At 71.3% G+C, this 14481-nt stretch carries 13 protein-coding genes; 9 read left to right on the plus strand and 4 right to left on the minus strand.

What is annotated here, in order from left to right; all coding sequences use genetic code 11:
* Positions 1 to 43 precede the first annotated feature (43 nt).
* Positions 44 to 2794, minus strand: a complete 2751-nt coding sequence (locus L3i22_RS54510) for an AAA family ATPase (RefSeq protein ID WP_221323617.1) — start codon at positions 2792 to 2794, stop codon at positions 44 to 46.
* A gap of 117 nt (positions 2795 to 2911) precedes the next feature.
* Between L3i22_RS54510 and L3i22_RS45455 the strand changes: the two genes are divergently transcribed.
* The gene (locus L3i22_RS45455) at positions 2912 to 3160 is read left to right on the plus strand and encodes an SCO4226 family nickel-binding protein (protein WP_221323618.1); all 249 of its coding nucleotides are present in this window, start codon (positions 2912 to 2914) and stop codon (positions 3158 to 3160) included.
* A gap of 302 nt (positions 3161 to 3462) precedes the next feature.
* On the opposite strand, the gene L3i22_RS45460 is transcribed toward L3i22_RS45455, so the two are convergent.
* Positions 3463 to 4494, minus strand: a complete 1032-nt coding sequence (locus L3i22_RS45460) for an intradiol ring-cleavage dioxygenase (RefSeq protein WP_255657641.1) — start codon at positions 4492 to 4494, stop codon at positions 3463 to 3465.
* A 589-nt stretch (positions 4495 to 5083) separates the two neighbouring features.
* On the opposite strand from L3i22_RS45460, the gene L3i22_RS45465 reads away from it, so the two are divergent.
* Genes L3i22_RS45465 through L3i22_RS45475 form a run of 3 tightly spaced genes read left to right on the plus strand, consistent with a single transcriptional unit; the run spans position 5084 to position 8359 of the window.
* Positions 5084 to 5620: a helix-turn-helix transcriptional regulator gene (locus L3i22_RS45465; RefSeq protein WP_221323620.1), complete on the plus strand. Its 537-nt coding sequence runs from the start codon at positions 5084 to 5086 to the stop codon at positions 5618 to 5620.
* On the plus strand, positions 5620 to 7098 hold the full coding sequence (locus L3i22_RS45470) for an MFS transporter (protein ID WP_221323621.1): 1479 nt from the start codon (positions 5620 to 5622) through the stop codon (positions 7096 to 7098). Before L3i22_RS45465 ends, L3i22_RS45470 begins: the two co-directional genes overlap by 1 nt.
* 13 nt (positions 7099 to 7111) lie before the next feature.
* On the plus strand, positions 7112 to 8359 hold the full coding sequence (locus L3i22_RS45475) for an ABC transporter substrate-binding protein (RefSeq protein ID WP_221323622.1): 1248 nt from the start codon (positions 7112 to 7114) through the stop codon (positions 8357 to 8359).
* Between the two features lie 250 nt (positions 8360 to 8609).
* Here L3i22_RS45475 and L3i22_RS45480 read toward each other — a convergent pair whose 3' ends face one another.
* Positions 8610 to 9473 (minus strand): SDR family oxidoreductase, encoded by an 864-nt coding sequence (locus tag L3i22_RS45480; protein WP_221323623.1) that lies wholly within the window; start codon positions 9471 to 9473, stop codon positions 8610 to 8612.
* Positions 9474 to 9557: 84 nt separating this feature from the next.
* Here L3i22_RS45480 and L3i22_RS45485 point away from each other — a divergent pair, with 84 nt between their 5' ends.
* The 4 genes from L3i22_RS45485 (at position 9558) to L3i22_RS45500 (ending at position 12605) form a co-directional block, all read left to right on the plus strand.
* Entirely contained in the window at positions 9558 to 10277 is a 720-nt protein-coding gene (locus tag L3i22_RS45485) for a TetR/AcrR family transcriptional regulator (protein WP_221323624.1), read from the plus strand.
* Between the two features lie 101 nt (positions 10278 to 10378).
* Positions 10379 to 10744, plus strand: coding sequence for a hypothetical protein (locus L3i22_RS45490; RefSeq protein ID WP_221323625.1), 366 nt, complete (start codon positions 10379 to 10381; stop codon positions 10742 to 10744).
* Positions 10745 to 10944: 200 nt separating this feature from the next.
* Positions 10945 to 11373, plus strand: coding sequence for a hypothetical protein (locus L3i22_RS45495; protein ID WP_221323626.1), 429 nt, complete (start codon positions 10945 to 10947; stop codon positions 11371 to 11373).
* 275 nt (positions 11374 to 11648) lie between these two features.
* Positions 11649 to 12605: a DNA polymerase domain-containing protein gene (locus L3i22_RS45500; RefSeq protein WP_221330465.1), complete on the plus strand. Its 957-nt coding sequence runs from the start codon at positions 11649 to 11651 to the stop codon at positions 12603 to 12605.
* 135 nt (positions 12606 to 12740) lie between these two features.
* Here L3i22_RS45500 and L3i22_RS45505 read toward each other — a convergent pair whose 3' ends face one another.
* Positions 12741 to 13262: an SMI1/KNR4 family protein gene (locus tag L3i22_RS45505; protein WP_221323627.1), complete on the minus strand. Its 522-nt coding sequence runs from the start codon at positions 13260 to 13262 to the stop codon at positions 12741 to 12743.
* Between the two features lie 124 nt (positions 13263 to 13386).
* On the opposite strand from L3i22_RS45505, the gene L3i22_RS45510 reads away from it, so the two are divergent.
* Positions 13387 to 14475, plus strand: coding sequence for a sensor histidine kinase (locus L3i22_RS45510; protein ID WP_255657642.1), 1089 nt, complete (start codon positions 13387 to 13389; stop codon positions 14473 to 14475).
* Positions 14476 to 14481 lie beyond the last annotated feature (6 nt).

A 14481-nucleotide genomic window follows, 5' to 3' on the forward strand; every position in this document is an offset into this window, starting at 1 on the left:
GATAGACCGTGAGCTATGGCCCGTTTGACGGACCACGATGGAATTAGCTCGAAGGCTCAACCGTTGCCAGCCAGCCGGCAATCTGGGTGCGCCGCGCCACCCCCAGCTTGGTCCGGATGTGCTCCACATGGGCCGCCACCGTCCGCGGCGAGATCACCAGCTGCCCGGCGATCTCCCGGTCGGTCCGCCCCGCCGCGACCAGCCGCGCCACCTCGAACTCCCGCGCGGTCAGCAGCGGCGACTCGCCGGATCCGGCCGCCGCCGGGGTCCCGGCCAGCCAGGCCGCCGGGAGCGGGCCGAAAGCCGACCGCGCGGCCGCGACCAGCGCCGCCGCCTCCCCCGGCCGCCGCGACCGGTGCGCGCAGCGGGCCTGATCGAGCAGGACCGCGGTGCCCTCCCAGAACCGGCGCCGGCCGGACCAGAACGACGCCGCCTCGGCGAGCCGGACGCGCGCCTTGCCGGTCTGCCCCTCGGCCAGGTGGATCAGCCCCCACGCGTGGTCGAGGGCGCCCAGCGTTCCGGGGATGGCCCGGTCCGCGATCAGCGGGGCGACCCGGGACACCCAGTCCCGGGCCTGCGTGGGGCCCGTTCCGGCGAGGTAGGCACGGGCGCCGGTCACGACGTACGGGAAAAGGTAGGAAGCGTCCCGAACCGCGGCCGAAGCCGCGTAGCCCTCCTCGCACCGGGCGATCGCCGCGTCCGGATCTTCCGCGAGGAGCGCCAGCTCCGCGAGGCCCCACCAGGCCGGCGAGACCCGCTGGAGCTCCCGCATCGCGCCGCCGAGCTCGGCCGCCTCGGTGAGAAAGGACCGGGCCGCGGCCGGATCGGCGACCAGTGCGGAATATCCGAGCACGTGCAGCGCGGTGATCCGGGTGGTGATGCCGCCCCGGCCGTCCGCGAGCGCGGCCCGGGCCTGCGCGGAAGCCTCCGCGAAGTCCCCGGTCGCCCAGCGGACGTGGGCCAGGTGGGCGGCCATGTAGTGACGGTCGTTGAATCGCTCGGCACGTTCCGCGTAGGCGATGCCCTCGGTCAGCCACCGCTCCGCCCGGTCGTACTCGACGAGCACCGACGCGGACGACCCGAGCATCCGGTAGGCCCGCGCCGCCTCCCGCTCCAGATTCGCCGCCACGGTCCGGGTGATCACGTCTTCCAGCAGTTCACAGCCCTCGTCCAGCCGTCCCAGGAAGAGCAGCACCGACCCGACCGTGGCATCCAGGTCATGATCCGGGGCGGCGCCGAGGAGCGCCCGCGCCCGCTGGCCGTGCTCCAGCGCCTCGGCGAGCCGCCGGTCCAGCATGTGCGCGGCGGCCAGCGCGGAGTGCAGACGGGCGAGCGTCGCCCCCTCGGCCAGCGGAAGACCGGCCCGCAACGCGGAAACACGCTGCTCCAGACCGTCCCCGAGCAGGTGCCGCACCGCGACCCACTCCGGCAGCAGGCCCACCGCCGCGAGTGGGTCACCGGCGTCGATCCGAAGTTCATAAGCTTCCGCGTACGCCCGGTCGGCCGCCTCGTTGTCATCGATGGCCGCCAGTTCCCCGGCGAGCGCGGCCAGCAGAAACGCCCGGTCGAACCCCGGATCGACGGTGCGCAGCGCCCGCCGGTACAGATCGGCCGCCTCCTGGTGCGCGGACAGGTCGCCCGCCTCGGCGGCGCCCCGCACGGCGTACGGAAAAGCCTCTTTCGGACGTTGTGCCCGTTCGTACTGATCGCTGACGAACGCGGCGGCGAAACCGACCGCGGCAGCCGCCTCGGCGGCCCTCCCGTGCAGCTCACGCCGCCGCAACGGGGTGAGCTCGGCGTACAGCGCGTCGCGGATCAGCGCGTGCCGGAAGTCGTACGCGAGCCCGTCCCCACGCCCCTGCACGAAGAACCGTTCGCCCAGCTCACGCAGCGCCCCGTCGATCACCGCGGGCGGCTCGCCGGTGATCGCCGCGAGCAGGTCCAGATCGAACGAGCGGCCGAGCACCGACGCCGCGCCGGCCAGCTCCCGCGCCGCCGCACCGAGCTGCTCAGCGCGGAACAAGACGGCGTCCGCCAGGGTGTCCGGCACCCCGTCCGCGGCCGCCAGGAACTCCTCGACGTGCAGCGGAATCCCGTCGCTGCGGTCGAACACCGCGGAAACTCGCGGACCGGCCAGGGGCTCCCCGAGGATCGCCGCGGCCAGCGCCGCGGTGTCCGCACGACCCAGCCGGGGCAGCCGGATCTCCTCGGCATGACGCTGAGTGAGCAGGCGGGCCCGCCACCTCCGCATCGGCACCCGCGGGTACAACTCGTCACTCCGATACGTCCCGACCAGCAGGATCGGCAGCGACCGGGCGCGCAACGCGAGCCGGCCGAGCACATCCAGGGTCAGATCGTCGGCCCAGTGCAGATCCTCCAGGGTGATCAGCATCGGACGTGGGCACGCGGCCACCCGCTCGATCATCTCGACCAGGTCGGCGACCAGGAGCCGCCGGTGCCGGTCCGGGTCACCGTCCGCGCCATCCCGCAGCCGCTGCCCGATCCGGATGCCGGTCGCCTCCGTCGCCGGGTCCCTCCGCAGACCCGCGCCGAGGTCGGTGAGCAGGCCCGCGGCCACTTCCAGGTCGCCCGGGGCGGCCGCCGCGCCGACCACCGCGAACCCCTCGGCGACGGCCCGCCGGCTGATCTCCAGGAGCAGGCGGGACTTGCCGATGCCGGCCTCTCCGGCGAGCAGGAGCAGCTCCCCGGTGCCCTGGGCAGCTTCGGACAGCCGGCGTTCGGCCAGCTCGATCAGGTCGCTCCGTCCGATCAAGACGGGACTACTGAGGGTCACAGCGGAACTTTAGGAGCCGTCCCCCGGCTTCCTAGGTGTTATGACCGATGTCCGACGGCGCCGATCGGCCCAGGCTGTAGCGGCAGGACAAACGCCGCACAACGAGGAGACCCTTCAATGGCGAAGTTCATGGACGTCCACGACGGATTCTTCGGCGTCACCGCCGACCAGCTGAACGCGGCGCACGACGCCGACCTCAAGATCGAGGGCGAGGAGGGTGTGCACTTCGAGCGCGCCTGGCTCGACCCCGAGGCCGGCAAGGTCTTCTGCCTCAGCACCGGTCCGAGCAAGGAGGCCGTGATGCGCGTGCACGAACGCGCCGGCCACCCCACCACCCAGGTCTACGAGCTGACGGCCGAGGTCTGAGTGGGAAACCGGGGCGCGGGTTCGCTTGGGGGCCGGCCCGCGTCCCGGTTTCAAGATCAAACCCTTGCTTGGGTACGACGGAAGCCGCCCGCCCGCAGCAACCCGCAGCGAGGCGTTCCTCGACGGGCTGCGTGCCCTGGTCGCGCCGCCATCACGAGCGTGGCCCCGGTGCACCACGCCGACCTGTTCGGCTGGTCCCGCGTCGCCCCGACCTGCCGCGGGCCCCGCGCGTTGTGTGCCCCCACGGCTCCCCTGCCTTTAGCGCCTCCTCCGGATTCCGCGCCTCCCACCCTTCGGGGGTTTTACCAGCCGAACGGGTTCCACCAATGACGCTGCTTCTTCTTCTGCGGCTGTTGCTGCCGGGGCCTGGGCGCGGCCGCCGTGGTGGTCGCGCTCGCCGTAGCCGTTGCGCTGGTCGTCGTCGAAGCCGTGGCGCTGGCGGAAGCAGTCGCCGACGGGCTCCCCGACGGCGGCGCCCCTGACGGACCTCCGGACGGCGGCGTGCCCCCGCCCTCCTCGGTCCCGCTCGGGTCCACGGCCGCGGTCAGCGTCGCCGCGAACCCCGCCGTGACACTCCCGGTGACGGTCGCCAGTTCCCGGGCCGCCGAATCGTCCCCGAACACGTTGTCGGTGGCCAGGCTCACCTGGCTCAGGTTCGTGACACTCTTGCTGTAGCCGTCCGTCGCGTACACCAGATCGGCGACGTCCTCCGGGATCGCCATCTGCGACGTCTTGATGATCGGCCCGTCGCCGCTGGTCGCATTGGTCAGCGACGAGTACACCTCGAAGTGGATGTGCGGCCAGCGCCCCGAGTAGCAGGCCGGGAAGATGCTGGTGAAGGTGACCGTGCCGGCCGAGTCCGTCTCCTGGATGCCCCGCAGATAGTTCTCCCCGGTGATCCCGGTCGAGTAGAGCGAGTAGTTCCCGTCCCGGTCGCAGTGCCACGCGTACACCGCCGCACCCACGATCGGCGCACCTTCCAGATCGACCACGGCGATCGAGAACGTCAGCGGAACACCCTCCGCGACGGTCGTCGACGTGCCGAACGACGACCGGATGTCGCTGCGGACGATGCCGGACTCGGTGCGCACGTCAACACCGTTGGAGCCGTCCGCCGGGTAGGGCCCCGCCGTCTCCGACTCGATCTCCTCCAGCGTCGCGGCCGACGCCGACCCGCCCGTGGCGACCAGCGTGCCGGCGACCACGACGGCCGCACCTGTGCCGCCGATCAGGGTGAGCATCCGCCGCCGGTTCATCGTGCCGAGGTCGAACGCCAGTCCCTTGTCGTGGACCTCGCGAACGTATGCCGCGTTGTCCAGTTCCTGCTCAGTCAAAGTGTGCCGCCCTTCCTGAGTTCCTAATGTGCAGTTCCTCATGTGTCGGAAAGAGCGAAACATCGACATTTGTGCGCGCACTGTCACGCACCTATGTCCCGGATAAGCCCACCGTGAACACCTTTGTCAACAATCCCTCCTCGCGTCCTCGCGTCCTCGCGTCCTCGCGTCCTCGCGTCCTCGCGTCCTCGCGTCCTCGCGTCCTCGCGTCCTCGCGTCCTCGCGTCCTCGCGTCCTCGCGTCCTCGCGTCCTCGCGCCTCGCGCCCCGCGCCCCGCGCCCCGCGCCCCGCGCCCCGCGCCCCGCGCCCCGCGCCCCGCGCCCCGCGCCCCGCGCCCCGCGCCCCGCGCCCCGCGCCCCGCGCCCCGCGCCCCGCGCCCCGCGCCCCGCGCCCCGCGCCCCGCGCCCCGCGCCCCGCGCCCCGCGCCCCGCGCCCCGCGCCCCGCGCCCCGCGCCCCGCGCCCCGCGCCCCGCGCCCCGCGCCCCGCGCCCCGCGCCCCGCGCCCCGCGCCCCGCGCCCCGCGCCCCGCATCGATGATGTTTGGTAAAGAGGCGTTGCGCAAGAGTTCTTTACCATGCATTCTGAGGTCATGGCTGAGATCAGAGACGAGGCCGTGCTCAAGGCCGTCGCCCACCCGCTGCGCCGCCGCCTGCTTGACACGATGCGTGTCGACGGACCCTCGATGCCCAGCGCCCTGGCCCGTGCCACCGGCCAGGCCGTCGCCAACGTCAGCCACCACCTGCGGGTGCTGGCCGACGCGGGCCTCATCGAGGAGGCCCCCGACCTGGCCCGCAACCGCAAGGAGCACTGGTGGCGGATGACCGACCAGCGGATCAGCTGGAACCCGACCGACTTCTCCCCAGAGGCCGCCGACGCCGCCGAGGCGATCGGCCTGCAGCGCCAGATCGACCTGGCCCGCACCTGGCTGGGCAGTCCGGCGGCCCGCTCCGAGCCATGGGTGACCAGCGCCTTCTCCACCGACGGCTGGCTGTTCCTCTCCCCCGAGGAACTCTCCGAGTTGGGCGACGAGATGAACGCCCTGCTCTCCCGATATCGGGACCGCCCGGAACGAGGCGACCGGGTGCCGGTCTTCGTATTGGGCCGCGGCTTCCCGGCGAGGCCGTGATGTCTCTCCTCAGGGACCGCGACTTCCGCAAACTGTGGGGTGGCCTGACCGTCAGCAAGCTGGGCAGCGCCGTCGCCTCGGTGGTCACCCCGCTGCTCGCCGTGCAGGTCCTGAACGCGGACGCCTTGACGGTCAGCCTGCTCACCGCCGCCGCCTGGCTGCCCTGGCTGCTGATCGGACTCCCGGCCGGCGCCTGGGTCGACCGGGTCGCCAAGCGCCCGGTGCTCCTGGCCTGCGACGCGGCCAGCGCGCTGCTGGTCGCCAGCGTCCCGTTGACCGCCTGGCTGGGCCATCTCACCGTCACCCACCTGCTCCTGGTCGCCCTGCTCACCGGCGTGGCCGCGGTCTTCTTCGAGATCGCGTACACCGGCTATCTCCCGGCCATGTTCGAAGCGGACCAGCTGATCCAGGCGAACGCGCTGGCCAACGGCAGCGGCTCGGCCGCCCAGATCGCCGGCCCGGCGCTCGGTGGTGCGCTGGCCGCGGCCGCGGGCGCGGCCACCGGTCTGGCCATCGACGCGGCCAGCTTCGCCGCCTCGTTCGTAGGCCTGTCCCTGATCCGCCGCCCGGAACGCCCGATCCACCAGAGCCATCCCGAGCCAACGGCCAACCGCAACCCGTACCCGCCGCCCGCTGACCTCGTCGGATCCCACCCGTCGCCTGCGGACCGCGCCGGATCGCAGCCATCGCGCACGGCCGACAACGGGCCACGCCGATCGCCCACCTGTGACGACGAGCCACAGCCATCGCCCGCTGACCGCGACGACCCTGTGCCACACCGATTGCCGCCCGGCCGGGATCGACGTCGCCCTGACACTTCGCGCAGAAGCATCGCCCGCGAGATCCGCGCCGGACTGACCTGGCTGCTGCATGACCGCTACCTGCGGAATCTCATGACGCACGGCGCGCTCAGCAATCTCGCGCTCAACGGATACGGCGCGATCCTCGTGGTGTTCCTCGTCCGCGACGTAGGCGTCAGCACCGGCACGGTGGGGCTGTTGCTGTCCGCCTCGGGCCTGGGCGGCGTCGCCGCCGCAAGTGCGACCCCATTTCTGGTACGGCGATTCGGTGCCGCCCGTGCCATTCGAACCACCAAGGCCGCGGCCGGATGCGCGTCGCTGCTGATCCCGTTCACCGGACCGGGCACCGGCCTGCTCGCGTTCGTCGCCGGGACCGCCCTGGTCGCCGCGTTCGTCGTGGCCGGCAACGTGATCACGGGCAGTTTCCGCCAGGCGTACGTGCCCCCGGCCCTGCTCGGCCGGGTGCTGACCGCGATGCAGTTCGTCAACTTCGGGACGATCCCGGTGGGTGCGCTGCTCGGCGGCGTGCTGGCCACCGCGTACGGAAATCGGTTCTGCGTCGCCGTGATGACCGCGACGTACGCACTTGCCGGACTGATCATCCTGCTCGGTCCTTTCCGGGGGCGCCGGGATCTTCCGGCGACAAATTCGAGCGAGGCGCTTTTAACCGTTCGGTAATACTCTGGGCGGCATGCGTATGGTGGCCGTTCTCGCAGTAGCCGCGCTGCTGACCGCCTCGTCCTGCGGCTCGGGCGACGACGACAAACCGCCGCCCAGCACCGTCGAGGTGTTCACCTGGTGGGCCGAGGGTGGGGAGAAAGCCGGGCTCGACGCGCTGGTCACCCGCTTCAACGCGGACTGTCCCGGCCAGCGTTTCGAGAACGGCGCCGTGGCCGGCGGCGCCGGCGTGAACGCCAAGCAGGCGCTCACCCAGCGGATGGCCCGCCACGATCCGCCGGACACCTTCCAGGCCCACGCGGGCGCGGAGATGACCGACTACATCGACGCCGGTCAGGTCGAGGACCTGACGGCGTACTACGACAGCTGGGGACTGCGCGAGGCCCTGCCCGCCGGCCTGATCGACGACCTCACCGTGCACGGCAAGATCTACTCGATACCGGCCAACATCCACCGCGCCAACGTCATCTGGACCAACCCCACGGTCCTGTCCCGCGCCGGAATCACCGCTCCGCCAAACGATCTCCCCTCGTTCATCGCCAACCTGTCCGCGTTGAAAGCCGCCGGGATCGAGGCGCCGCTCGCCCTCGGCCGCGACTGGACACAACTGATGCTGCTGGAAGCGGTCCTCATCACCGATCTGGGCCCGGACGGCTTCGCCGGCCTCTTCACCGGCGAGACGGACTGGAGCGGCTCCCCGGTCACCAAGGCCATCAACGACTTCACCGTTCTGCTGAGCTACGGCAACCTGGACCGCGACACGCTGGACTGGCCCCAGGCGGAACGTCTCCTGATCGACGGCCAGGCCGGCTACCAGCTGATGGGCGACTGGGAGGCCGCCGACCTCACGGCCAAGGGCTTCCCGGGCTACGGCTGGTTCACCTTCCCGGGCAACGGCAAGACCTTCCAGTGGCTGGCCGACTCGTTCACCCTGTCCACCGGAGCCTCCAACATCAGCGGCACCGAATGCTGGCTGAAGACCGTCAGCTCCGCCTCCGGCCAGCAGGCCTTCAACGCCGCCAAGGGCTCGATCCCGGCCCGTACCGACATTCCGTCCACGGGCTTCTCGCCGTATCAGAGGTCCGCCATGGCCGACTGGAAATCCACCACCCCGGTCCCGTCCTGCGCCCACGGTTCGGCCTGCTCACAGCCCTGGCAGACCGCCGTCAACGCCGCTCTGAACGCCTTCTCCACCACTCACGACCCAAAGACTCTCCAATCCGCCCTGGCCCAAGCCGCCACCCAGTTCATCCGCGAGTAGGCCCCGCCCTTCGCACGCCGCTCGCGGACCGCCGCGCTCCTACCGCCCGGCACCGCCGTCCGCGGCCACGCCCCGTCACCCGCCGCCCCGTCACCCTCCGCCTCGTCGCCCCGCAGCCCCGCCGCCCGCAGCCCGGCCGCCTCGTCGCCCCGCCGCCCGACACCACACTCCCGCCCGCCTGCCCCACCGCGCAGGCACGGGCCGCAGACGTGGATCGCCATGCCGGCAGACCATCGCTCCACCCGGGGAATCAGCCGGCAGTCACGAAGCGCTCCAGGACTGTGCGGACCGAGGTGGCGGGGTGGCCGGTGAGCTTTTCCAGCGTGGGATCGGTGATGGCGAACTCGCCGCGGCGGGCCGCACGGAACATGCCCAGCGTGAAGTCGGCGGCGAACGGCGGGAAGCCACGGTCGACGGCAGCTGCCTTCCAGTCCTCGTCGCTGATGATGACCCGGGTGATGGAACGGCCGGTGATCTCGCCCAGGATCCGGGCGACATCAGTGAAATCGAGCAGCTCGGGAGCGGTGAGCGGCGGAGTGGTGCCGTCCAGAGCGCCCTCGCCGGCCAGGGTGATCGCGGCGGCCTCGGCCAGGTCGGCGTGGTCGGTCCAGGAGACCGGGCCGTCCTCCGGGACGACGAGACGGCCTGTCTCCAGTGCGTCGCCGAGATGCATGAGGATCGTGCTGGTGTAGAAACCGTTCCGCAGCGCGGCGAACGGGATGCCGAGGCCGGCCAGATGCTCCTCGGCCGCCGCGTGCACCGGCTGCGGGCCGAACAGTGAGTCCCTCGACGCGGCCTGATGGCTGGTGTAGAGCACCCGCGTCACCCCGGCGCGATGGGCGGCGTCGATCGCGGCACGGTTGGCCTCGAAGGCGCCGCCACCACGGATCGCGGCCGAGATGACCAGCACCTGATCGGCACCCTCGAACGCGTGCTCCAGTGAGGCCGGCTCGGTGAAGTCACCGCTGCGGACGCGGACCCCACGCTCGGCCAGGCCGGGCACACTTCCCACGTCACGAACACTCACACCGACTCGGCTGGCGGGAACCCGCTCCAGCAGTCGGTCGACGATCCGCGACCCCAGGTGCCCGCTGGCTCCGGTAACGACGATCATGGCAACTCCTTCGGATATCGGTGGAACGCCTCAGACGATACCACCGGAATTCCGTTGGAACGCAAGAGGTGATATCGTCGATTCATGGTTGAGGTGGAGATCGCGGAAGAGCGCGGCGAGGTTCGCGCGATGCTCATCGAGGCGGCGAGCCGACTGCTCCGTGAGCAGGGTGCTCGCGCCGTCACCACACGCGCGGTCGCGCAGGCCGCAGGTGTGCAGCCGCCGATGATCTATCGCCACTTCCACGACAAGGACGGCCTGCTCGACGCGCTGGCCGAGCACGCGATGGTGGAATATGTGCACGCGAAATCCGGCCCCGAGGACGCCGACCCGCTCGCCGAGCTCCGCACCGGCTGGGCGAAGCACGTCGAGTTCGGCTTGGCCAACTCGGAGCTCTATCTACTGATCAACACCCCGGGCCGGCGATCGGCCGCCACCGACGCCGGGCGGGATGTGCTACGGCACCGGGTCCACCGGCTGGCCGAGGCCGGTCTGCTGCGGGTCGACGAGGCCCGGGCCACCGAGATGATCCATGCCGCCGGCACCGGCGCTGTCGTGGCCCTGCTGTCGCAGCCACCGGATTCCCGTGACCCGGACCTGGCCGCGGCGATGTTCGACGCGGTCGCTGCGGCAATCCTCACCGACCGTCCTCCCACGCCGGCGGCGGATGTCTTGCCTCTGACCGTCACGTTCGCAACCGCGGTGCCCGGCCTCCCCACGCTGAGCAGTGCCGAACGCTCGCTCATGTCGGAGTGGCTGGCCCGAGCCATCAGCGAGATGCAGAGTCCCAGCCCGGCAGCCTGATGACAGCCCCTCGCCCCGAGAAACTCCAAACCGGAGCAATTTGGGCCCGAGGCGACGAGAGAGATTGGGGTTGATCTTTTGGTGGTGACAAACTTCCAACCGTGAGCGATGGCTGGGATCCCCATGTGCACGTCGAGGTGAATCTCGTTCGGGCGGGTAAGGATGTCCGGAATCTGCTGGCGTCCATGTTCGGGCTGGTGGCGGATCTGCCGGCCCAGGTGGAGACCGGCTGTGGGCGGCGGGTGGCGTTCGCCATGACGTCGCCGTTGCCGGAGCGGGTGACCTGTCTGCCTTGCCGGGAGTATGCGAGCGAGCAGCACCGGCGGTTCGCGGACCAGCTGGAGAGCTTGTTTCGGATGTCGCCTGGAGCGCAGCTCACGCCCGGGCTGGACGTCTCCGCGAACGACGCCGCGCAGGCAGCCGCCCGGTATCGCGACCTCGCCGAACGGTTCGCGGGCCGAACCTAGCCGGCTCGGCTCGGCTCGGCTCGGCTCGGCTCGGCTCGGCTTCGAGATTGTCGAGTGGCGCGGGGCAGCCAACCAAGCCCGGGTGCCGTGGGTGACGCACCGGTGTCGGCGGGTGTGACGGGCCGGCGTGACGGGCCGGCATGACGGGCCGGCGTGGCGGGCCGGCGTGGCGGGTCAGTGGTGGCGATTAGGGTGGCGGCGTGACATCGATGGCTGAGACTGCCGAGTGGGGGCGGGACGTCACCGTGCGGCGGATGTCGGGGCTGCTCGGGATTTGGGTGGTCGGGTCGGCGGGGCTTTTTCTGCTCGGGATGCGGGATCTGCTCACGTTCGGGGAGGTGGCGGCGGCGCATCCGGTTCGGGGTGGGTGGTTTTTGCTGGGGTGTGCGTTTGTGCTGGTGGCGGCGCCTCTTGGGGCGGCTGTGATCGGGGCTCGGGGGAAGCAGAGCATCTACGCCGGGGTGTGTGCGGTGCTGGCGCTCGGTGGGCTGGTTCTTGGTGGACTGGTGGCGGTCAAGGGGCTGCAGGAGACCGGGGCGATCGCCAAGCCGGCGGCGGTTGTGCCTACGCCGCGGGTGTCGCAATGTGTCGAGCGCAGTGGCGGCGATACGCGCTGTCCCGGTGGATGATGGACGGCATGGCCGAGGACCGCAGCGACACACAGCCGAAGGGCCGGCGCCGAAAGGCTCATCCGGGCGGGACCGACGGCGGCGAGCAGCCGACAGCCGAACGGCAAACAGCCCAGCCAGGCGGGACCGACGGTGGCGGGCAGCCGGCAGCCGAGCGGGGAACAGCTCGGCCGGGCGGGGATGGCGGGGATGGGCAGTTGGAAGCTGTGGGTGGCAAGGCTCAGCCGGACGCCGTCGATGGGGGTGGGCGGGCTAGAAGCGGGCGGGCCAAAGGGGTGGCCAAGGAGGAGCGGGACGGGGTGCCGCTGACCAATTTGGATCAGGAGCTCTTTCCGGGGGCCGGGGCTACCAAGCGTGAGCTCGTCGACTACCTCGATGTGATGGCTGAGCGGCTGGTGGCGGTGATTCGCGATCGGCCGCTGTCGGTGATTCGGGTTCTGCGCGGGCAGGAGCAGTTCATGCAGAAGAACCTGCCCAAGTACACGCCGGACTGGGTGCCGAGGACGAACGTGTGGGCGGAGGCCTCGCACCGCGAGGTGACCTATGCGCTGGGGAACGATCGGCGGACGCTGCTCTGGTTCGGGAATCAGCGGGCCGTGGAGTACCACCCGGCTCTGGCTCTCGCGGAGACTCCGCATCGGCAGACGCATCTGATCATGGATTTGGATCCGCCGGAGGGTGGCGGGTTCCGGCTTGCGGTGCGGGCTGCTCGGCTGGTTCGGCAGGCGCTCGCCGGGGTGGGGATGAGCGGGGCGGTGAAGACCAGCGGATCCAAAGGGGTGCACGTCTTCGTTCCGCTCAAGGGGGATCCGGCGCCGGAGGACGTGGCTGCCGCGCAGCGGGCGGTCGCGGCTCGGGCCGAGCGGATCGATCCGGAGCTGGCTACGACCGCGTTCATCCGGGAGGATCGGCACGGCAAGGTGTTCCTGGACGCGACCCGGGCGGGTGGGGCGACCGTGGCGGCCGCCTACAGTCCGCGGATCAGGCCCGGGGTGCCGGTGTCGTTTCCGGTCGCCTGGGACGAGCTGGATGACGTGACTCCGGCGGACTTCACGATCCGGAGCGCGTTGGAGATCATCGGGGACGAGGATCCGTGGGCTGCGGCCATGCCGGCGGCTCAGGAACTCGACTCCGGGCTGATCGCGGAGGGGCACACCATTCCGGTGGCCCGGGTTCAGGCCATGCACGAGGGAAAACGCCGAGCCAAGGCCAAGCGGGACGCCGAGAGCTGAGCGCAAGCGAGCCAAGCAAGCGGGGCAAGCCAAGCAAACGGGGCAAGCCAAGCAAGCGGGCGGGCTAAGCAAGCGGGGCAGGCTAAGCAAGCGGGGCAGGCCAGGCAGGCGGGCAAGCGAGTGGGGCGGGCCGGGTCAGGAGACCAGGGCGCTCCAGAACGGAACAGTCGGACGCACCCGCCGGCTGGCCGGCTCACCCAGCCCGAACTCCCGGTTCAGCCAGTCCGACAGATCAACCCCGTAACAGAGCACATCCGTCTGATAGATCGACAACACCGGATGCCCCGGAATCGCCGCCGGCAGATACCGGTGCGCGTACAGCGGCACCATCCGAGGCGCGATCATCAACCCGGCGCGGGCCGTCCCGACCCGGTCGCCGAAGGGCGCCCCCCACCCGTCGTACCAAAAATCGTTTTCAGCCACGTCGAACAGCACGCCCTCCACCGGCGCGGTCAGCGAAGCGCGCAGCGCGGAGCGGTCGCGACCGCGCCAATCCGGCCAGCCGATGCCGCCGGGCAGCCCAGCCGCGAGGAACTCGCGATGGTCGGGGGCGAAGGTGAAGCCGAACTCGGCTTCGACGTCGGTGAGTTCGTTATCGGTCAGGCCGGGCGCGATCGGGAAGCGGCCGGAGGCGGCGAGCAGTTCCGCGGCGGTCACTCGATTACCTTAACCAGCGGGACCTGATACATCGAATGGTGTAGCTCGTACGCGGGAGGCGTCCATGCGGGTGACGACGGCCGGACGACGCGCCGGAGCGGGTCCGGCTCCTAGCGTCCTGAGCATGAACTTCATCTATCTCGCCGCGGCCGCGACACTCGTCGGTGTCCCCGCCGGACTGGCCGCCACTGACGGCAACGCGACAATAGTGATGACCGTCTCACTCGCGATCTTCCTGGCCGGGCTGGTGCTCGCCGCCCGGCGCCGGCCGCGGCTGGTGCTGATCCTGTCGGTGCTGACCGTGACCGCCTGGCGGATGGCCTATCTGACCGATTCCGGCTGGGTCTGGCCGGCCACCGCCGCGCTGGTCCTGACCGTGCTCGCCGGCCGCCTGCGCACCGCGGTGATCACCTGTGTGCTGGCGCTGACGACCGGGGCGTTCTGGGACCAGTTCGTGGTGTCCGGGAAGACCGAATGGGTGTTCGCCCACGTCGGCGGTGAGGGGCTGTGGCTGGCCGCCGTGCTGGCCGGGTCGGTCGCCTACCGGAACACCGCCCGCTGGCGGGACGAGCTCGGCCGGCGGCTGGCCCGGGAGGCGCACGAGCGGGAGTTGGAGAGCCGCCGCCGGCGCGCCGAGGAGCGCGTGGAGATCGCCCGTGACCTGCACGACGTCGTCTCGCACACGCTCGCCGTGGTGGGCGTGCACCTGAACGTGGCGCTGGACGCGTTCGACGAGGACCCGGAGGAGGCCCGGGCGTCGCTGCGGCTCGCCCAGCAGGTCCGCGGCGGGGCGATGACCGACCTGAAGTCGCTGGTCGGCGTCCTGCGCGAGGGTGAGGTGCCGAGTCTGGCGAGCGTGCAGCGGCTGGCCGATCGGGTGCGTGCGGCGGGGCTGCCGGTGACCGTGAACGAGTTCGGCGATCCGGTGGAGGTGCCGGCGCCGGTGGCCACCGCGGTCTACCGGGTGGTGCAGGAGGCGCTGACGAACGTGGTCCGGCATTCCGCGGCGACGCACGCGATCATCACGATCCGGTATTCGCCGGGTGGGGTGCTGGTCGACATCCAGGACGACGGGCACGAAACCGGACCGGTCACCGACGGGCACGGCATCACCGGGATGCGCGAGCGGGTGGCCGCGCTGGGCGGGGCGCTCACCGCCGGCCCGGGGCGGAACGGCTTCTCGGTACGGGCAAGCATCCCGATGAAGGAATGACTGAAG

This window comes from Actinoplanes sp. L3-i22 (genome assembly GCF_019704555.1).
Lineage (GTDB): Bacteria > Actinomycetota > Actinomycetes > Mycobacteriales > Micromonosporaceae > Actinoplanes.

What these genes read in the sequence shown, in the direction of transcription:
- L3i22_RS45475 (WP_221323622.1), top strand. Translation starts at nt 7,112, where the DNA reads ATGCGTATGGTGGCCGTTCTCGCAGTAGCCGCGCTGCTGACCGCCTCG.
- L3i22_RS45465 (WP_221323620.1), top strand. Translation starts at nt 5,084, where the DNA reads ATGGCTGAGATCAGAGACGAGGCCGTGCTCAAGGCCGTCGCCCACCCG.
- L3i22_RS45480 (WP_221323623.1), bottom strand. Translation starts at nt 9,473, where the DNA reads ATGATCGTCGTTACCGGAGCCAGCGGGCACCTGGGGTCGCGGATCGTC.
- L3i22_RS45485 (WP_221323624.1), top strand. Translation starts at nt 9,558, where the DNA reads ATGGTTGAGGTGGAGATCGCGGAAGAGCGCGGCGAGGTTCGCGCGATG.
- L3i22_RS45510 (WP_255657642.1), top strand. Translation starts at nt 13,387, where the DNA reads ATGAACTTCATCTATCTCGCCGCGGCCGCGACACTCGTCGGTGTCCCC.
- L3i22_RS45470 (WP_221323621.1), top strand. Translation starts at nt 5,620, where the DNA reads ATGTCTCTCCTCAGGGACCGCGACTTCCGCAAACTGTGGGGTGGCCTG.
- L3i22_RS45455 (WP_221323618.1), top strand. Translation starts at nt 2,912, where the DNA reads ATGGCGAAGTTCATGGACGTCCACGACGGATTCTTCGGCGTCACCGCC.